20 protein-coding genes and 1 pseudogene are annotated in these 18,693 nt (G+C 42.9%); 20 read left to right on the top strand and 1 reads right to left on the bottom strand.

Going from position 1 to position 18,693, the window contains the following annotated elements; all coding sequences use genetic code 11:
* The first annotated feature begins 10 nt into the window (after positions 1–10).
* The 18 genes and pseudogenes from N0M92_RS20555 (at position 11) to N0M92_RS29605 (ending at position 15,058) form a co-directional block, all read left to right on the top strand.
* Complete coding sequence (locus tag N0M92_RS20555) at positions 11–778, top strand: IclR family transcriptional regulator (RefSeq protein WP_260287575.1); 768 nt, start codon at positions 11–13, stop codon at positions 776–778.
* A gap of 31 nt (positions 779–809) precedes the next feature.
* A complete protein-coding gene (locus tag N0M92_RS20550) occupies positions 810–1,697 on the top strand; it encodes a fumarylacetoacetate hydrolase family protein (RefSeq protein WP_260287574.1) in 888 nt (295 codons plus the stop codon).
* Positions 1,698–1,708: 11 nt separating this feature from the next.
* Complete coding sequence (locus N0M92_RS20545; RefSeq protein WP_260287573.1) at positions 1,709–2,008, top strand: UxaA family hydrolase; 300 nt, start codon at positions 1,709–1,711, stop codon at positions 2,006–2,008.
* Positions 2,009–2,012: 4 nt separating this feature from the next.
* Entirely contained in the window at positions 2,013–3,170 is a 1,158-nt protein-coding gene (locus N0M92_RS20540; protein WP_260287595.1) for a UxaA family hydrolase, read from the top strand.
* 25 nt (positions 3,171–3,195) lie between these two features.
* Positions 3,196–4,662, top strand: a complete 1,467-nt coding sequence (gucD, locus tag N0M92_RS20535; RefSeq protein WP_397443890.1) for an alpha-ketoglutaric semialdehyde dehydrogenase GucD — start codon at positions 3,196–3,198, stop codon at positions 4,660–4,662.
* Positions 4,663–4,730: 68 nt separating this feature from the next.
* Positions 4,731–5,879, top strand: a complete 1,149-nt coding sequence (dgoD, locus tag N0M92_RS20530; RefSeq protein WP_260287571.1) for a galactonate dehydratase — start codon at positions 4,731–4,733, stop codon at positions 5,877–5,879.
* A 17-nt stretch (positions 5,880–5,896) separates the two neighbouring features.
* The gene (locus N0M92_RS20525) at positions 5,897–6,808 is read left to right on the top strand and encodes a dihydrodipicolinate synthase family protein (protein WP_260287570.1); all 912 of its coding nucleotides are present in this window, start codon (positions 5,897–5,899) and stop codon (positions 6,806–6,808) included.
* On the top strand, positions 6,805–7,752 hold the full coding sequence (locus N0M92_RS20520) for a U32 family peptidase (protein WP_260287568.1): 948 nt from the start codon (positions 6,805–6,807) through the stop codon (positions 7,750–7,752). The genes N0M92_RS20525 and N0M92_RS20520 overlap by 4 nt, the downstream gene beginning before the upstream one ends.
* A gap of 66 nt (positions 7,753–7,818) precedes the next feature.
* Entirely contained in the window at positions 7,819–8,778 is a 960-nt protein-coding gene (locus N0M92_RS20515; protein WP_260287567.1) for a C-terminal binding protein, read from the top strand.
* Positions 8,779–8,793: 15 nt separating this feature from the next.
* On the top strand, positions 8,794–9,657 hold the full coding sequence (locus tag N0M92_RS20510) for a fumarylacetoacetate hydrolase family protein (protein WP_260287566.1): 864 nt from the start codon (positions 8,794–8,796) through the stop codon (positions 9,655–9,657).
* A 21-nt stretch (positions 9,658–9,678) separates the two neighbouring features.
* The gene (locus N0M92_RS20505) at positions 9,679–10,635 is read left to right on the top strand and encodes a sugar kinase (RefSeq protein ID WP_260287565.1); all 957 of its coding nucleotides are present in this window, start codon (positions 9,679–9,681) and stop codon (positions 10,633–10,635) included.
* Between the two features lie 13 nt (positions 10,636–10,648).
* Entirely contained in the window at positions 10,649–10,837 is a 189-nt protein-coding gene (locus tag N0M92_RS29350) for a hypothetical protein (RefSeq protein WP_311202586.1), read from the top strand.
* Positions 10,827–11,288, top strand: a complete 462-nt coding sequence (locus N0M92_RS20500; RefSeq protein ID WP_311202585.1) for a bifunctional 4-hydroxy-2-oxoglutarate aldolase/2-dehydro-3-deoxy-phosphogluconate aldolase — start codon at positions 10,827–10,829, stop codon at positions 11,286–11,288. The genes N0M92_RS29350 and N0M92_RS20500 overlap by 11 nt, the downstream gene beginning before the upstream one ends.
* A gap of 183 nt (positions 11,289–11,471) precedes the next feature.
* Positions 11,472–12,287 carry an ATP-dependent sacrificial sulfur transferase LarE gene (gene larE, locus N0M92_RS20495; RefSeq protein WP_260287564.1) on the top strand — a complete coding sequence of 272 codons (816 nt, stop codon included), beginning with the start codon at positions 11,472–11,474 and terminating at the stop codon, positions 12,285–12,287.
* A complete protein-coding gene (gene larB / locus N0M92_RS20490; RefSeq protein WP_260287563.1) occupies positions 12,284–13,018 on the top strand; it encodes a nickel pincer cofactor biosynthesis protein LarB in 735 nt (244 codons plus the stop codon). Before larE ends, larB begins: the two co-directional genes overlap by 4 nt.
* A gap of 16 nt (positions 13,019–13,034) precedes the next feature.
* On the top strand, positions 13,035–13,889 hold the full coding sequence (locus tag N0M92_RS20485) for a LarC family nickel insertion protein (protein ID WP_260287562.1): 855 nt from the start codon (positions 13,035–13,037) through the stop codon (positions 13,887–13,889).
* Positions 13,886–14,362 carry a LarC family nickel insertion protein gene (locus N0M92_RS20480; protein WP_260287561.1) on the top strand — a complete coding sequence of 159 codons (477 nt, stop codon included), beginning with the start codon at positions 13,886–13,888 and terminating at the stop codon, positions 14,360–14,362. The genes N0M92_RS20485 and N0M92_RS20480 overlap by 4 nt, the downstream gene beginning before the upstream one ends.
* An 11-nt stretch (positions 14,363–14,373) precedes the next feature.
* A pseudogene (locus tag N0M92_RS29605) lies at positions 14,374–15,058 on the top strand (urease accessory protein UreH).
* Positions 15,059–15,378: 320 nt separating this feature from the next.
* Here N0M92_RS29605 and N0M92_RS20470 read toward each other — a convergent pair.
* Positions 15,379–16,296: a DMT family transporter gene (locus N0M92_RS20470; protein ID WP_260287560.1), complete on the bottom strand. Its 918-nt coding sequence runs from the start codon at positions 16,294–16,296 to the stop codon at positions 15,379–15,381.
* 402 nt (positions 16,297–16,698) lie between these two features.
* On the opposite strand from N0M92_RS20470, the gene N0M92_RS20465 reads away from it, so the two are divergent.
* Positions 16,699–17,655: a sugar kinase gene (locus N0M92_RS20465; RefSeq protein ID WP_260287559.1), complete on the top strand. Its 957-nt coding sequence runs from the start codon at positions 16,699–16,701 to the stop codon at positions 17,653–17,655.
* A 26-nt stretch (positions 17,656–17,681) separates the two neighbouring features.
* Complete coding sequence (gene allD / locus N0M92_RS20460) at positions 17,682–18,692, top strand: ureidoglycolate dehydrogenase (RefSeq protein ID WP_260287558.1); 1,011 nt, start codon at positions 17,682–17,684, stop codon at positions 18,690–18,692.
* The last annotated feature ends 1 nt before the right edge of the window (position 18,693 follow it).

Genomic DNA, 18,693 nt, shown 5'->3' with positions numbered 1-18,693 from the left:
GTGAGGAACGATGCCTATCATCCAATCGGTGGAGCGTGCCTTGAAAATATTGGATTTATTTGATGAGCGTGAGCGCGCACTAACTATCACAGAGATAAGCAAGCGAATGAATTTACATAAAAGTACGGTTCATTCACTATTAAAAACCTTACAGGAGCAACACTATATTTCACAAGGCGAAGAAAATGGAAAATACTCGTTAGGATTAAAGCTATTGGAGAGGGGAAGCGTTGTTGTGACCCATCTCGATTTGCGCAACGTAGCAAGAAAACATCTTGAATGGCTTTCAGCAACAACGAATTTAACTCTGCACCTTGTCATATTAGACGGGCAGGAAGGTGTTTATGTCGATAAAGTGGAGGGCACTGGGGTAACGGTCCTCTATTCCCGTATTGGCCGACGTGTTCCGATTCATACGAGTGCAGTTGGCAAATCCCTTGTTGCGACGAAAACGGATAGTGAACTGGAATTGCTCTTGGACGGCTATGATTATACAGGGCCGACCGAAAGATCGATTAGATCCAAGGAGCAGTTTTTAGCGGAAATCGAAAAAGCACGTATTAATGGCTATTCAATGGATAATGAAGAAAACGAACCGGGCATTTGCTGTCTTGCAGTCCCGATAAAAGATTATTCAGGAAAGGTAATCGCTGCAATGAGTGTATCGATGCCTGCTACGAAAGTAAATGAAGAAACACATGAGTACTATGTACGTCTCTTAAAGGAATGCAGCAGTAAAATTTCGCAGGAACTCGGTTATGAATATCATAAAATATAAATGAGGCCTGCCATTTAGGAGGAAATAGAAAATGAGAATTATTCGCTATGTAAAAGACAATAAGAAACAACTTGCTGCCGTGACAAACGAAAACAATGTGGTGGACCTTCCATTTACGGATTTTATGTCGTTGATTACAGCGGCACGTCATGATAACAGAACACCGTTTGATATTGTAAAACAAATTATCCCCAAAGGGGAAAAGCGGCCATTGGAAGGTCTTGAATTAACAACGCCAATCGATGCGCCGGAAGTATGGGCATCTGGCGTTACATATAAGAAAAGCAAGGAAGCACGTAACTACGAAGCGACACAAGGAAAGCTGGACCGCCAAACTTTCTATGACAAAGTTTATGATGCAGTGCGTCCTGAGATTTTCTTTAAATCGACTGCAGCAAGAACCGTGGGCCCGAATGATCCGGTATACTTGCGTTCTGATTCAAAATGGCAAATTCCGGAGCCGGAGCTTGGTCTTGTCATCGATAAAGAGGGAACGGTACTTGGATATATCGCAGGTAATGACATGAGCTGCCGTGATATTGAAGGTGAAAATCCGCTTTATCTTCCACAGGCAAAAGTATGGAAAAACTCTTGCTCCATTGGACCGGCCATCTTGTTAAAAGAGGCTGTTCCGGATCCATATGAGCTTAAAATCATGTGCCGTATTTATCGAAATGAAGAAAAAGTATTTGAAGGTGAAGCGAAAGTAAACCAACTGAAACGAAAATTGGAAGAGCTTGTCGACTATTTAGTCTTAGATAACACTGTTTTTGACGGATCAGTGTTACTTACAGGTACATGCGTGGTTCCGCCAAATGAATTTACATTGAAAGGCGATGACCGAATCGAAATCGAAATACCGGGGATTGGAGTATTAAACAACCCGGTTATCCAAAGTAAAGCAGTTCAAACAATTTAAGGGGTGACAAAATGGGCGAGTATAAAACACTTTACTTGAGTACGAAAGATAGTGTAGCTGTCGCTTTATCCGAAATCCCTGCAAACACATCAGTCATTGTGAAGGCAGACCTTGAAGAACTTGTCATACCCATTCTTGAACCGATTCGTTTTGGACATAAGTTCGCAGTCAAAGCCATCGAACAAGGAGCAGACATAATTAAATATGGGGAAGTCATAGGGGCAGCCTCAGCTTTTATTCCAGCTGGTGCACATGTTCATGTACACAATTTAGAAGGTAAAAGAGGAAGGGGTGACAAAATTGCTGAATGAAAAAATGCAGTTTTGGGGCTATCGCCGTCCGGATGGCCGTGTCGGAGTCCGGAATCATGTACTGATTTTGCCAACGATAACATGCGCAACCCAAACTGCACAGCGCGTCACAGAATTGGTGAGCGGAACCGTCACATTCATTCATCAGCATGGCTGTGCGCAAGTGGGCTCTGATTTTGATCAAACGGCCAGAACCTATGCGGGAATGGGGATGAATCCAAATGTATATGGTGTCATAGTACTCGGCCTTGGCTGTGAAACACATCAGGCGCACCGTATTGGAGATGAAATTGCTAAATGCGGTAAACCAGTGGAAACTGTATCGATTCAGGAACATGGAGGCACTCTTCAAACCATTGCCGAAGTAGCTAAAATTGCGGTTAAAATGGTCCAGGATGCCTCGATGGTGCAACGGGAATTATGTGATTTCAGCGAGCTGATTGTCGGCACGGAATGCGGTGGGTCGGATGCATGCTCCGGCTTATCGGCTAATCCGGCAGTCGGACGTACAAGCGATTTGGTTGTTCAGCAGGGGGGAACCGCAATATTAGCGGAAACGACTGAACTCATCGGTGCAGAGCATTTGATTGCTAACCGGGCGGCAAACGACCAGGTAGCCAAAAAAGCTTATGCGGTTATTAAAATGATGGAAGACCGCTCGATGCAAATGGGCGTAGATATCCGCACCGGCAATCCAAGTCCGGGAAACATTGAGGGAGGTCTAAGCTCACTCGAAGAAAAATCACTGGGGGCAGCGACAAAATCTGGCACAACCAGGCTGGAAGAAGTCATTGATTATGCCCAGGTGCCCACAAAAAAAGGGCTCGTCTGGATGGATACGCCTGGCCACGACATTGAGCAATTGACGGGAATGGTCGCAGGTGGTGCCCAAATCGTTCTCTTTACAAGTGGAAGAGGCACGCCAACGGGTTCTCCTATTTCACCCGTCATAAAAATCTCAACTAATACACCAATGTTTGACAGGATGAATGAAAATATGGATTTAAATGCAGGTACGATCGTTGATGGTTTAGAAACCGTCGATGAAGTGGGAAGGCGCATCATGGAAGAAATTCAACATGTTTCAAACGGAAAATTAACAAAAGCGGAGATCTTAAAGCAGCATGACTTTGGTATTTGGAGAATTGGACCGACATTTTAAAACGAAAAGGGAGCTGAAGATTATGATATCAACTACATTTGCAACGAAAATATATAAGAATTTCATTAATAATGAGTGGGTGAATGCATCTTCTGGAAATACAATCGAAAGCATTAATCCCGCGGACAAAGAACCGGTTGGCTACGTACAAAGCTCAACAGAAGATGACTTGAACGAAGCCGTGACTTCTGCACATAAGGCAAAGCGGGATTGGCGCAGGCTCGGTCAGTCTGCACGTGGACAAATCCTTTTCAAAACGGCCAATATATTGGAAGAAAATTTAGATGAAATTGCCGAAACCATGACTCGCGAAATGGGTAAAACGTTACCTGAAGCAAAAGGCGAAACTGCACGAGGCGTTGCAATCCTGCGTTACTATGCTGGGGAAGGGATGCGGAAAGACGGCGATGTTATTCCGTCATCCGATAAAGATGCCCTAATGTTTACAAAACGCTCCCCTCTTGGTGTTGTGGGGATAATCACGCCATGGAACTTCCCGGTTGCCATTCCCATCTGGAAAATGGCTCCAGCACTTGTGTATGGCAATACAATCGTATGGAAACCCGCTACGGAAGGAGCCGTTACAGCAGCGAAAGTCATGGAATGCTTTACCAAAGCAGGCTTCCCTGAGGGTGTTTTGAATTTTATTACCGGTAAAGGATCGATCATTGGCCAAGGGCTCATCGATCATCCGCTTTTAAATGCAATCACATTTACCGGTTCTGAAAGTGTCGGACAGAGCGTCGCGAAATCAGCTTCCGCCCGCGGGATAAAATATCAGCTTGAAATGGGAGGCAAAAATCCAGTCATCGTGACGAAAGATGCAAACATCGACCAAGCAGTCGAGGCGGTCATCAACGGTGGATTTCGTTCCTCCGGCCAAAAATGCACAGCTTCAAGCCGTGTTGTAGTTGAATCCTCGGTCTATGAAGCGTTTAAACAAAAACTGGTAGAAGCAGCTGCGAAAATAACGGTTGGCAACGGCCTTCAAGAGGGAATTTGGATGGGCCCATGTGCAAGCGAAAGCCAGTTCAATACGGTGAAAGAGTACATTGAAAAAGGGAAGCAGGAGGGAGCAAAACTCATTCATGGAGGGGAGATATTAACTGGCGGAGACTATGATGGGGGCTTTTTCATTACACCTGCGATTTTTGAAGGCGTGACGACGGATATGGTGATAGCACAGGCAGAAATTTTTGGACCGGTTATCGCGCTTATGAAAGCAAATGATCTTGCCGAGGCGATTGACATGGCAAATAATACGAAATACGGATTGAGTGCATCAATCTTCACATCAAATATTAGCTCGATTCTGGATTTCATCGATGAAATTGAGGCAGGGCTTGTCCGTATTAACGCAGAAAGCGCAGGCGTTGAGTTGCAAGCCCCATTCGGAGGCATGAAAGCATCGAGCACGGGTTCGCGAGAGCAAGGTGAGGCGGCGAAAGAATTTTATACAGCCATAAAAACGGTTTTCATTAAAGGTTCTTAACAAGAGAAAGAGAGGTTCCATGTTTGAAAACCTCTCTTTCTTCCAAAAAAAACAATGCGAGGTGCTTGATGAAAATCAGTAAAATTTCTTTATACAAAGTTCCACCCCGCTGGCTGTTTTTAAAAATTGATACAGATGAGGGCATTTCCGGCTGGGGAGAGCCTGTCGTGGAAGGGCGTGCGGAAACGGTTAAAGCAGCAGTTAACGAATTGACCGATTATTTGATCGGGAGAAATCCGAATGACATTGAAGACATCTGGCAAACACTTTATCGAGGTGGATTTTACCGTGGGGGGCCAATTTTAATGAGTGCCATTTCTGGGATTGAGCAGGCACTATGGGATATAAAAGGAAAATACTTCAATATTCCTGTATACCAAATGCTCGGCGGCAAAGCACGTGAAAAAATTAAAGTGTACTCATGGGTCGGAGGAGATCGGCCAGTGGATGTCGTTGCAGCTGCCATCGAAAAACAGAAAGACGGCTTCCTTGCTGTCAAAATGAACGCATCAGAAGAAATGAATTACATTGATAGTTTTTCGAAAGTAGAGGCGGTCATCGAACGCGTTGCTTCAATTAGGGAAGCTGTTGGCAAAGACTTTGGCATTGGTGTGGATTTTCATGGAAGGATTCATAAAACGATGGCAAAGGCGATTGTGAAAGAACTTGAACCATACCATCCAATGTTCATTGAAGAGCCGGTGCTGCCGGAAAATAATGAAGCACTTCGCGAGATTGCCTGGCATACTACGTGTCCGATTGCGACGGGTGAAAGGATGTATACACGCTGGGGCTTTAAGCAGCTTCTTCAAGATGGCTATGTCGATATTATTCAGCCGGATCTATCCCACACAGGTGGTATTTTAGAAGGGAAAAAAATTGCCGCGATGGCAGAAGCGTATGATGTAGCGATCGCTCCGCACTGCCCGCTCGGTCCGATGACTCTCGCTTCATCAATTCATTTGGACGCAACGACACCAAATTTCATAATTCAAGAACAAAGCCTTGGTATTCATTACAACGAAGGCATGGACATTCTCGATTATATGGAAAATCCAGAATTATTCGACTATGAAAATGGTTATGTGAACATTCCGGATAAACCGGGTCTTGGGGTGGAAATTGATGAGGAAAAAGTGAAGCAGGCAGCAGAAACCGGACATGATTGGAAAAACCCAATTTGGCGTAATGAAGACGGGAGCATCGCTGAATGGTAATAAAAGGAGGAGAAACAATGGACTTTCATGGCATCATTCCACCGGTAGTCACCTTATTTGATGAATCGGGGAACTTAGATATGGCGCTGAACAGAAGTTATATCGACCTATTAATCTCACGGAATATAGACGGTATTTTATTGATGGGAAGTTCAGGTGAGTTCTCATCGCTTACAACGGAAGAAAGAAAACTATATGTACGCGAAATGATCAAGCATATTAACGGACGAGTGCCTGTCATGGTTGGGGTCGGGCATACCGCATTAAAAGAGGTGCAAGAACTGACTTCTTATGCAGAAGAGCATGGAGCGAACGGCGTTCTCGTAGTCAACCCGTATTACTGGAAGCTGTCTGACGACCAATTATACCGTCATTTTTCCAGTGTAGCGAATCATACTAATCTGCAAGTTTTCATTTATAATATCCCGCTTCTGACAGGTCAAAATTTATCAATCGAATTGATTAAAAAATTAGCTGAAGATCATTCAAACATTGCTGGTATTAAAGAGACGGTCAGTGATTTCGGGCACCTTCGTCAAGTGCTGGCGGAAGTGAAGAAAGTTCGCAGTGATTTCCGAGTCTTCTCGGCTTTTGACGAGCACTTGCTTCCGGCCCAAATGATTGGTGCAACGGGAAGCATTAATGGAAGCGCTGTCTTTGCACCGGAAATCTCCGTTGATTTATATCAATCGTATCATAAAGGTGACCTTGCTGAAGCACATAAAAATCATCAAGTGATTTCAAAACTGATGGATGTGTACAATTACGGTCCGACATTTTTTACTGCCATGAAAGAAGCGGTTCATCAGCGCTGGTTTGACGTTGCGGCTGGACACCGTGCACCTTGCGATGTATACCCTGCTGATTTGAGTGACAAAGTAGCTGTTCTTTTAAAAAATATAAATATGAAAGAAGGCGCCCAAAAATGAAAGAATCACGAGACTTGCTCGAACAATTAGGATACCCATCAACTGATTTAAAAGAACTTCCTACATCAACGAAAACATTTCCAGACGGTGCTCAATACCGCATTGAACTCCCAAGCGTAGAAGGTCCGATAGCACTGAAAGAAACATTGAAAGAAATTGACCGACTCGGTTTGACCATTCACCGAATATCTCAAGGCAGCGGCATCATGCTTCAAACCGATGAAGAAATTATGGAAATGTGTAAAATGACAGCAGAGCGTGGCATGGAGCTGAGTTTGTTTGTCGGTCCCAGGGGTTCATGGGATGTCAGTGCGGGACCGCTTACGACAGGAGGCAAATCTCAGGGAATTCGCCATGAGGGCTCCGATCAGCTTGTTTATGCCATGGAAGACCTGAAAAGAGGGGCTGCACTAGGTCTTCGCGGTGCGTTAGTTGCGGATGAAGGACTCCTTCTTTTAACGAAAGAAATGAAAAAATACGGGCAGCTTCCGGAAGACTTTGTTGTTAAAGTATCGGTTCAAATGGGTTCAGCCAATCCAGTATCCGTCAAATTAATGGAAGACATCGGTGCGGATACCTACAACGTGCCACCTGCATTAACGCTTTCTAAACTTGCAGCGATCCGACAATCAATAGACATTCCAATTGATTTATACGTTGAAGTTCCGGATACTTTCGGAGGCTTTCTTCGCTATTATGAAATACCGGAAATAATTCGTGTATTGGCTCCTGTCTACATCAAATTCGGTCTTCGTAATCACCCAGATGTATATCCATCAGGGAAACAATGGGAAAGTACGAACATCTCACTCACAAAGGAACGTGTACGCCGTGCCGCAATTGGTATTCAAATGATCGAACGATACTACCCAGAAGCAAAAACATCAAAACTCGGTGCAAAAGGACTCGGAATTGCGAAAATTGAAAAGGCAGCAGTTAAATAATGATATTAACGTGAGGGATCCCCTCTGATATTCATGTATTTATTACTAAAAGGGAGTTGAGCCCAAATGTCCTTTAAAATATTAATAACGGATTACGAATTTGAACATTTGAAATATGAAGAAGAGATTTTTCAAGAAAGCGGTCTGGAAATCGAATTCATCAAAGCGCAATGCAAAACTGAAGAAGAAGTAATGGGGCAGGCAAAAGAAGTGGATGCAATTTTGAATCAATATGCTCCTATCTCACGCCGAGTTATTGATTCGCTTGAAAACACCAAAATCATTTCCCGCTACGGTGTTGGCGTCAATACAATTGATCTCAATGCGGCTAAGGATAAGGGGATTACTGTCGCCAATGTACCGGATTATGGCATGGAAGAAGTATCGAATCATGCATTGGCACTATTACTTTCTTCGGCGCGGAAAGTGACACTGTTAAACAATGAAGTGAAAAAAGGTAACTGGGATTTTAAGGTGTGTGTCCCGATTCATCGATTTAACGAGCAAACTGTTGGGGTTCTAGGCTTTGGTCGGATTCCGCGCCGTTTCATTGAAAAGGTGAAACCGCTCGGATTTAAAACTGCTGCATACGATCCTTTCGTATCGGCGGCAGACATGGCTGCGGTTGGAGTTCAAAAAATGGAGCTCGACGAAATTATAGCAGAAGCTGATTATTTGTCGATCCATGTGCCCTTAATTGATGATACATACCATCTGATCAATGAGGAGCGCCTTAAGCAAATGAAGAGAAATGCAGTTATCATTAACACGGCACGGGGACCGATAATCGATGAAAAAGCACTTTCTGATGCACTTGAAAAAGGGGGAATTGCAGGTGCAGCACTTGATGTGACAGAGAAAGAGCCGGTCAGCACCGATAGCCCGTTACTTACAATGGACAATGTCATCATTACGCCGCACAGTGCCTGGTATTCAGAGGAAGCAATGGTTGAACTTCGTCAAAAGGCAGCGAGAAATATCGTTCAGGTCTTAAACGGAGAAATAACACCATACGCTTTGACGTAGGAAAGGGGAAAAAATATGAAATTAGCGACTTTTTCCGTACAAACTGAACAACACATCGGTCTTGTTAAAAATGATCAAATCATTAGTTTAAAAGCTCTTGGTCCAGAAGAATTTCCAACTTGCATGAAAAAATTCATAGAACGCAGCAGCGAATTGAGAACACGTGCTGAACAATTAATTGAGCAACGAATTAATGACGACGCAATATTCAAGCTGTCAGAAGTAAAAATCCTGCCGCCAATCGCAAAGCCGGATAAAATCATTTGCGTAGGACTTAACTATTTTGATCATTGCAAGGAAACGGGGATGGAGCCTCCTGAATCACCGGTCATTTTTACCAAATATGCAAATGCCATTGCCGGCCATAATGATGCGATTGAAATTCCAATTAATTCAACCGCGGTCGACTTTGAAGCAGAGCTTGCGTTTGTCATTGGGAGAGAAGCGAAACATGTATCAGAAGAAGAGGCGAATGATTACATCTTTGGCTATACAATTATGAATGATATTAGCGCCCGAGACTTGCAATTTCAGGATGGCCAATGGTCGAGAGGCAAAACGGCGGACACATTTGCACCATTTGGCCCTTTTATCGTGACGCAAGATGAAGTGGGTGACCCCCACAATCTAGCGATTTCGCTTGAATTAAACGGTGAAATTATGCAGGATTCAAATACAAGCAACCTAATTTTTACGGTTCCGAAAATCATATCATTTTTATCACAGTCCATGACACTGATGCCGGGTGATTTGATTGCAACTGGTACGCCACCTGGCGTTGGAATGGGACGGAATCCGAAAATCTGGTTGAAAAACGGTGACCGGATGAACGTCAGCATTGAGAAGATCGGCACGCTTTCTAATCACGTAATAGCATGACAAGAGAAAGAAGGTGATGACATGGATGTTGTAACCATCGGAGAAACAATGACAGTGTTTACCCCGAATGAAGAAGGTCCACTTCGCCACGCCCGATCTTTTTCAATGAAGTTCGGCGGTGCGGAATCCAATGTCGCGATCGGGCTAAGCCGACTCGGTCATAGGACACGCTGGATAAGCCGTCTCGGCGAGGATGAATTTGGCGATGCCATGCAATCGTTCATTCGCGGAGAAGGTGTTGATATCTCTTATGTAACAAGAGATCCTGATGCGCCTACCGGAGTATTTTTTAAAGAATACAGACGGCTGAATGATACCAGGGTTTATTATTACCGGAAAGGTTCGGCAGCTAGCAAAATGACGGCGGAATTACTAACTGATCTCGCCATCCAAGACGCAGCTTATCTCCATATTACCGGAATTACTCCCGCACTAGGGAATGCGTGTCAGTCGCTCTTGGATAAAGCGATCCGCATTGCTAAAGAAAACGGAACAAAAATCGTCTTCGATCCGAATATTCGCTTGAAAATATGGTCGGATGAAAATGAAGCGCGCCACATCATAACAAAGTACGCCTCGAAAAGTGATATCGTCATGCCTGGGGTGGCCGAAGCCGAATTTTTATTCGGTTCCCATACTCCGGAGATGTTAGCCGATCATTTTCATGAACTCGGTGTTGAAACAGTTTTACTTAAATTGGGCAAAGAGGGTTCTTTAATTTCAGCCCCGTCTGTACCGAAAACATACGTACCTGGATTCCATGTGGAACGGGTCGTGGATCCCATAGGTGCTGGTGATGCTTTTGCATCCGGTATACTTTCCGGCCTGCTTGATGGACTGCCTCTATATGAAGCTGCAAGGCGCGGAAATGCCATGGGAGCAATGGCAACGATGGTAAATGGCGATGTTGAGGGGCTACCGGTCCGTGCCGACCTCGCTTTGTTCATGAGTGGCGGCACTGAGGATGTGACGAGGTAGAAAGGTGGAAAAAGTGACTAAACTTGAAGAGCTTAAACATGGGAAGCTGGTTGCCGTCATTCGCGGTGCACGCCCAGACCAAATTATACCAATCGCCCGGGCCCTGAAAGAGGGAGGCATCAGAACACTTGAAATAACGGTGGAAACTCCCAAAGTGTGCCATTTAATTGAAAGAGTGAAAGAGGAGTTCGGTGTTCGGTGATGATATCATAGCGGGTGCCGGCACGGTATTGGATCCTGAAACGGCCCGTGCGGTCATCATGGCAGGGGCGGAATTTATCTTTTCTCCAACCGTCAATGTCAAAACGATTAAAATGGCGAAGCGCTATGGCGTTATTAGTATCCCCGGTGCGCTCACACCAACCGAAATATTGACTGCTTATGAGCATGGAGCTGACATTGTCAAAGTTTTCCCGGCAGATACACTGGGTGTTAGCTACTTTAAAAATCTAAAAGGACCGCTTCCTCACATTCCCCTTATGGCAACTGGCGGTGTCAACCTTGACAACCTTGCATCTTTTTTTAAGGCAGGTGCCATCGCGGCAGGACTTGGTGGTTCATTGATCAATCCTGCGAAATTGACTACGGGTGAAGATTATACCAGGCTGACAGAAATGGCGAAAAAATTTTCAGCTATCGTACAAAAGAGCTGAAGCAATCCGTAGCTTATATGAATTTCGGTCCAATAGGCACTGGGAATGATAGTATGACTGTGTTCATTTCCTCCTTTCTTACCAATTTGATGTGTCTCGTTCAATCTTATAGTAGTCCATCAAGGGTATTATTGCTGGCGGAGAGTGGATAAATTCAGACAAACCAGAAAGGGGAAAAGTGCTATGTTACTAGAAAAGTATAGAAATCTGCAGGGAATTCTCGAAAAAATGGAGTCGGTAGTGGTCGCTTTTTCAGGGGGGGTGGACAGCACTTTTTTGCTAAATGTTGCTATTGAGACTTTGGGTTATGATAATGTGTTAGCCATTACAGCAGATTCGGAAACCTATCCGTCGAGTGAGTTGAAAGAAGCCATTATGCTATCAAAATGGATAGGTGCCAACCATCGAGTCATTCAAACTTCGGAGTTGGCCATTCCTGGATATTCAGAAAATAATCAGAATCGCTGTTACTTTTGTAAAAGTAGTTTATTTGACCACCTGCTTCCTATTCTTGAAGAATATGAATTTAAAAATATAATTTATGGAGTCATCGCTGATGATGCTAACGAATTTCGTCCAGGCATGAAAGCAGCTAAAGAAAAAGGAATCAGGGGACCTCTTCTGGAAGCCGGTTTATTCAAAGAAGAAATAAGAGAATTGTCCAAGCATGCCGGTTTGCCAACCTGGGATAAACCATCATTCGCATGCCTATCTTCACGCATAGCATATGGCGATATCATTACGAAGGAAAAGTTGACGAAAGTGGATAAATCAGAAGCTTACTTAAAATCATTGGATATTCATCAGGTAAGAGTCAGGACGCATGAGGATACTGCACGAATTGAAGTTGAACCCGTTGATATGCCGCGAGTTCTACAATACCATGTGGCGATCACGAAACGACTGAAGCAATTTGGTTATAAGTATGTATCATTGGATCTAACGGGTTATACAAGCGGAAGTATGAATATAGCGCTAAAAAAGGAAGAAATGTTATGATCGACAATATTTTAGAGCAGGTTCAAAATGGTTCATTGACAGCAGCGGAAGCAAAGGAAAAACTTGCATCATATGAGAATTTAGGGTTTGTAAAAATTGATCATCATCGTAAAAGGAGACAAGGCTTTCCCGAAATTGTATTTGGAGAAGGGAAAACGGCTGAGCAAATTTTAACGATTGTACAATCACTGCGGACAAGGAATGATTCTGTGCTTGTGACTCGAATTTCTCGGGAAAAAGCAGTTTTTGTACAAAAAGAATGTAGTGAATTTGAGTATAACGATATGGCCCGGACACTTGCTTGGGTTAAAGAAAAACCCAAATCCGTTGGTTCATATATTGCAATTGTGTGCGCCGGGACATCAGATTTATCCGTTGCTGAAGAAGCAGCCGTGACGGCCGAAACACTAGGTATTCCAGTCAGGCGTATATACGATGTTGGTGTTGCTGGGCTGCACCGTCTCCTTGATAATATAGACGAGATACGAGGAGCCACCGTATCAGTTTGTGTAGCGGGGATGGAAGGGGCTCTCCCAAGTGTGTTAGGAGGCCTTGTCACGAATCCAATTATTGCTGTACCGACAAGTATCGGTTACGGTGCCAATTTTAACGGTTTATCGGCCCTTTTATCCATGCTTAATTCATGCGCATCGGGTGTAAGTGTGGTGAACATCGATAATGGATTTGGTGCAGCCTACAATGCAGCGATTATATACAAACTTGTACATTAAAAGGAGATCAATGATGATGAGGACATTATATTTTGACTGCTTTTCCGGCATAAGCGGAGATATGGTTATTGGTGCGTTGATCGATGCAGGTGCAGACCCTTTACAAATGGAAGAAGAGTTAAAAAAGCTGAATTTAAATGAAGAATATACTCTGTCATGGGGGAAAGTCGTCAAAAATGGCATTTCGAGTACTAAATTTGATGTCATTCTTACCAGTAAATCAGAGCAACCACATGAACACAGCCACAGTCATGGACATAAGCACAGCCATAATGGTGATCACAGCCACAGTCATGAACATGAACACAGCCATAACGATGAACACAACCATAGCCATGCACTTCACAATCATCATGGTAGCCGCACCTACAAACAAATTGTAGAAGCTATCAATGAGGCGAACCTTAATGAATCGGTAACAAACATGTCAATCGCCATATTTAAGAAGATTGGTGAAGCGGAAGGGCACATACACGGGCTTCCGCTTGATAAAGTTCACTTTCATGAGGTAGGAGCTGTAGATTCGATAATAGATATAATCGGGGCTGCAATTTTAATCGAACAGCTAGGTATTGAATCAGTTCAGTCATCAGCCATTCCAACGGGATCTGGACATATACATATTGATCACGGAATATACCCGGTTCCAGCACCTGCCACACTTGAAATATTAAAGGGGGTACCGATTGCCTCAAACGCTATTCGTTCTGAATTAGCAACGCCAACCGGTGCTGCCATCGCTGCGGTTTTAGCTGAAAAATTTGGTTCGCTTCCAGCCATGACTGTCGAATCGATTGGCTATGGTGCGGGAACAAAAACATTTGAAAATCATCCGAACGTCCTTCGCATTATTATCGGGGAGATCCAATGAAGCACCCACCTGATCATGAGCATCTTGATGGACAAATGGTAAAAATGGAAGTGAATCTAGATGATATTTCCGGTGAATGGCTTGGTCATGTAATGGATTTGTTGTTTGAAGCAGGAGCAAATGATGTATTTTATACGCCTATCTTCATGAAAAAAAATCGACCGGGGGTGTTATTGCAACTTCTCTGTTCACAGCAGGTGATTTCGAAAATCAAGAAGATAATATTTGCTGAAACGACGACTCTCGGTATACGCTACTATCCTCTTACCGTGCACAGACTCGAACGATCTTTATTATATGTAGACACACAATGGGGGCAAGTGACGATAAAGAGAGGTTTCCATGAGGGCCAACCCATACAGCAGGCACCTGAATATGAAGATTGCCGTAAAATTGCCGTTCAGTACCATATACCCCTTAAAAGGGTTTATGAAGAAGTATGGAAGTGTCTCGGGGAAGTAATAGAGAAATGAGCTTGGTGTAGATTCTTACATTAGGGTTTCTATTGGGGATAAAGCATTCGTTAGAGCCTGATCATGTTATAGCCGTAGCAACCACGGCAGGAAAAACGAAAAATTATCGCGGTCCACTCTAACGGGGTGTATTGGGGGGAAAGGCCATACATGTACGCTGTTTTTACAGGTATGCTATTCATTTGGATGAAAGGGGAAATTCCAGAGTCGTTATGCATGACGCTGGAATTCGGCGTTGGTCATGCTTGTTATGCTAGGGGCGAAAAGTTTATTTAAAGCTTGCCCTAATATCACGAACGACCAAGATAGATTTCGCCCTTTTTTGGTGTCTGCTTTAATTGGGTTCGTCCATGGTCTCGCGGGCAGTGCCGCAATGGTCATTCTAACATGTCGACCGTAAGCGATATAGGCGAAGGATCCATCTATATCATTATATTTGGTGCAGGGACGATTATTGGCATGCTGTACTTTTCAACTTTACTAGGCTAACCGTTTGCTTTGAATGGTAAAGACATCGTTTTAAACCGAATCTTCATCAAAATGGCGGGAGCTTTAAGTTTTGCATTCGGACTTTATTATATATACAAATTGGGTGTAACCATGGCCCTTTTCTTTCTGAGATACCTCGTTGAAGACTTATTTTTTGTTGAATTAATACATATAAAAGAGGCTGTCTACGGATTACAGACAGCCTGAGATTCCAGTCATGCTTATAAAGTAAATCAATTAGCCTAGATTGCAAACAAGCCTTCTGTTAACAAAAAAGCTTGTCATAATGGGGATACTTCAATGGATATGTCCATGTGAATATAGGGGTATATTGTAACGGATATGAATCTCCAATTATTATACTGCAAGTATGTTTCAAGGGCTTATAATCATCTGTAGATGGAGAAGAGGATGGACAATATATAATAAGACCCTATGACACTGCTAAGCCATTGGGATGGTAGTGTCATAGGGTCTTTTATTCTGGTATGAAGAAAGGTACCTGAATCTAGGGGCTGCCGTTGCCGCTAGGCAGAAATACGTTTATTTTTCCTTTGAAGAATCCATATTTCAATTGCACCTGAGCCAAGCAATACCCCCGAAACAATGAAGATAAGTCCAATGAAATGTGCTGGTACAATGGCTTCATTAAGGAAAAATGCTGCCCCTAACAAAGAGAATAAGGTGTTTAAGTTAAGAAAAATGGATGATTCGGCTGCGCCTACCTTACCAATGGCATAATTATAGCTCATGTGCCCGAGGGCAGTGGCGAAAATGGCGGAGAAAATGAAAGCTCCCCAGATGGAGGACGGTGCAGTTGCCAGTGAAGATAAGCCCTCTGGTTCCTTCCATAAGCTGATGGCAAAAAGAATAAAAGATCCAATCAGCATCATGTAGCCGGTTAGTAATCGTGGGTCCATTGTTTTTGAGGCTTTATTGATAAGTATGAAACTTAATGCCTGTGAAAGTATGGAAAGTAAAATATCCACATCCCCCAGATTAATAGAATGAATTCCTCCACTTCCTGCCATAACGGTAAAACTCACACCCATGGCACCGCATATAAAGCCAAAAAGCCTGATTAAAGTGGGCTTTTTACGAAAGAATATCATGGTCAAGATGACTGTCAAAATTGGCCCCATGCCCAAAATCAGTCCAGCATTCGATGCAGAAGTCTTCGTCAATCCCTCAGCTAAAAAATAATGATGAAAAACGACACTCAAAAGTGCTCCTCCAAAAACGTAAAAAAATTCACTTTTTTTAGGAAGGCGTATCAGTCCAAAGAAGAAAAGGATAAGAATGACTATAAGAGAAGCAGTAAAAATTCTCAAAGAGGTTATTGTTACGGGCTGTGTATTCGCAACTAAAATTTTAATAACCGAGACATTTAACCCCCATGTAATCATTATTCCGGTAAGTAAGATGTATATTCTCAAAAGACTCATTCCAAACAACCTTTCAAACTTATTTAACAATTGATATATTATACAACTTTCTCCAAATTAATAGCAAAGAGTAAATTTGATGGAAAGCCCGAGGGTGAAAAACCAGAAACTCTTAATCATTAAAAAAGAGGGAAGGAATAATTCTTTCCACTTTACCGCAATAAGGCTTTTTATCATAAATTATACTGAAAAATAAAATGGAAAAACTACGAATAAAAATAAAATTAGAAATTATCAAACTTTTCTATTGTTTTTGATAGGGTTTTCATTTACAATTTCCTTATGATTTACCAAACCGGTTTAGTAATTTACTAAATCGATTTAGCTAAAGTGTTATGAAAGTGATATGATCAAATGTTTTTTGTTTTCATTTGTGATTGTTCGAAAGAAGGAGGTACTGTATTGTCATCAAAATATGGTGTTTTAACGCTTGGCGACGCCATGATTACGCTAAATCCGGAAGAGACAGGACCTTTAAGATTCGTAAACCGTTTTGAGCGAAAAGTAGGAGGCGCTGAACTGAATTTTGCGATTGGCTGTGCAAGGCTTGGAATGCGGGCAAAATGGATAAGCCGATTGGGCAAGGATGAGTTCGGTAAAGTTATCTATAATTTCGCTCGTGGGGAAGGCGTGGACATGAGTGATGTTGCCTATGTAAATGGATATCCAACATCTCTTAACTTTAAAGAAATCCGGGAAGATGGTTCCGGAAAGACATTTTATTACCGCTATCAATCTCCCATTTTAACTTTAAAGCCGGGAGATATAACAGAGAAGATGTTTGAAGAGATTGATATAGTCCACCTTACTGGCGTATTTTTGGCCATAGATCCCAAAAATGTGGATATTGCCATGAGGGTAATGGATATTGCAAAACAAAAAAATATACCTGTTTCTTTTGATCCGAATATCCGCTTAAAGCTATGGTCCATCGAGGAAGCAAGATCCGTATATAGTGATATTTTTCCATATGTTGATATTTTGCTTACAGGGTTGGATGAAATAAGATTGATCATCGGAACGGACTCTAAAGAATCTTTGGCTGAATTCGCAATGGTGAATGATATTGATCAGCTTGTCATTAAGGACGGGAAACATGGTTCAAAACTATATACCAAAAGTGAATGGCATGAAAAAGAAGCATTCCCGGTTATACCTGTTGATACTGTTGGTGCGGGAGATGGTTATGATGCAGGTTATATTTACGGATATCTTCATGGCTTACCAATTGATGAAAGGTTGACATTCGCAAATGGTGTAGGAGCTCTTGTCACCACTGTTGCAGGCGACAATGAAGGCTTACCATATTTGGATGAAGTAATGCCTTTCATACAGAATGAGGCTGTTATAGAAAGATAGCTGATTGAAAGAAATGAGGGGAGAAAATGGCAACAGTAACGATACAAGCGGAGGAAGCAAAACGATTGGTCATACAACAGCTGACCAAAGTGGGTTTAAATGAAGAAAATGCCGGGAAAATCGCGGAAGTATTGGTTCATGCCGATCTCAGAAACGTCAATTCCCATGGTGTTTTGCGAACAGAGCATTATGTGAACCGTTTACAGGCAGGAGGCATAAATCCGGATGCCCGGATTTCCTTCCAAAAGACAGGGCCAGTTACCGGTGTGGTTGATGGAGATGATGGTTTTGGGCATGTGATTAGCGACGTGGCCATGGACCATGCAATCGATATGGCTAGAGATAATGGGGTTGGCATGGTGACAGTTTTTAATAGCAGCCATTGCGGAGCACTAAGCTACTTCGTTCAAAAAGCCGCTGATGCAAAGTTGATTGGCATCGCGATGTCACATACCGATAAAATTGTGGTCCCATTCGGAGGAAAAACATCATTTCTTGGTACCAACCCAATCGCTTACGGAGTTCCTGCCAAAACGAAGAAACCCTTTATTCTTGATATGGCAACATCCAATGTTGCGCTGGGGAAAATCCTCCAGGCACGAGAAGAAGGAAAGGAAATCCCAGAAGGATGGGGAGTGGATGAAAATGGAGCTAATGTGACAGACCCGAATAAAGTCGTCTCCCTTTCCACTTTCGGAGGTCCGAAAGGCTATGGCCTATCCGTAATTGTCGATGTGTTTTCTGGATTATTGGCCGGTGCGGCATTTGGCCCGCACATTGGGAAAATGTATGACGACCTTGATAAGAAACGGAAGCTGGGACATTATTTTTGTGTAATTAATCCTTCGTTCTTTACGGATACTGATATATTTTTAGAGCAAATGGATCAAATGATCGAAGAGCTTCGACAGGTTGAACCTGCTCCAGGATTCGATCGCGTATATGTACCTGGTGAGATTGAACAAATCAATGAAGAAAAAAACCTGAAACAAGGTATTACGATAGCATCAAGTGTTTATGAATTTCTTACAAAGTAGG

It is taken from the genome of Peribacillus aracenensis (assembly GCF_025175645.1).
GTDB classification, from domain to species: Bacteria; Bacillota; Bacilli; order Bacillales; family DSM-1321; genus Peribacillus; species Peribacillus aracenensis.
The sequence above is the reverse complement of the archived record's forward strand: the minus strand, read 5'-3'. Positions and strand labels throughout refer to the sequence as shown.

Excerpts from the sequence above, each read along its gene's own strand:
- N0M92_RS20550 (WP_260287574.1), top strand. The coding sequence starts at position 810 with ATGAGAATTATTCGCTATGTAAAAGACAATAAGAAACAACTTGCTGCC.
- N0M92_RS20545 (WP_260287573.1), top strand. The coding sequence starts at position 1,709 with ATGGGCGAGTATAAAACACTTTACTTGAGTACGAAAGATAGTGTAGCT.
- N0M92_RS20480 (WP_260287561.1), top strand. The coding sequence starts at position 13,886 with ATGAAGCACCCACCTGATCATGAGCATCTTGATGGACAAATGGTAAAA.
- N0M92_RS20515 (WP_260287567.1), top strand. The coding sequence starts at position 7,819 with ATGTCCTTTAAAATATTAATAACGGATTACGAATTTGAACATTTGAAA.
- allD (WP_260287558.1), top strand. The coding sequence starts at position 17,682 with ATGGCAACAGTAACGATACAAGCGGAGGAAGCAAAACGATTGGTCATA.
- N0M92_RS20525 (WP_260287570.1), top strand. The coding sequence starts at position 5,897 with ATGGACTTTCATGGCATCATTCCACCGGTAGTCACCTTATTTGATGAA.
- N0M92_RS20485 (WP_260287562.1), top strand. The coding sequence starts at position 13,035 with ATGAGGACATTATATTTTGACTGCTTTTCCGGCATAAGCGGAGATATG.
- larE (WP_260287564.1), top strand. The coding sequence starts at position 11,472 with ATGTTACTAGAAAAGTATAGAAATCTGCAGGGAATTCTCGAAAAAATG.
- N0M92_RS20520 (WP_260287568.1), top strand. The coding sequence starts at position 6,805 with ATGAAAGAATCACGAGACTTGCTCGAACAATTAGGATACCCATCAACT.
- N0M92_RS20540 (WP_260287595.1), top strand. The coding sequence starts at position 2,013 with ATGCAGTTTTGGGGCTATCGCCGTCCGGATGGCCGTGTCGGAGTCCGG.
- N0M92_RS20505 (WP_260287565.1), top strand. The coding sequence starts at position 9,679 with ATGGATGTTGTAACCATCGGAGAAACAATGACAGTGTTTACCCCGAAT.
- dgoD (WP_260287571.1), top strand. The coding sequence starts at position 4,731 with ATGAAAATCAGTAAAATTTCTTTATACAAAGTTCCACCCCGCTGGCTG.
- N0M92_RS20555 (WP_260287575.1), top strand. The coding sequence starts at position 11 with ATGCCTATCATCCAATCGGTGGAGCGTGCCTTGAAAATATTGGATTTA.
- larB (WP_260287563.1), top strand. The coding sequence starts at position 12,284 with ATGATCGACAATATTTTAGAGCAGGTTCAAAATGGTTCATTGACAGCA.
- N0M92_RS20470 (WP_260287560.1), bottom strand. The coding sequence starts at position 16,296 with ATGAGTCTTTTGAGAATATACATCTTACTTACCGGAATAATGATTACA.
- N0M92_RS20510 (WP_260287566.1), top strand. The coding sequence starts at position 8,794 with ATGAAATTAGCGACTTTTTCCGTACAAACTGAACAACACATCGGTCTT.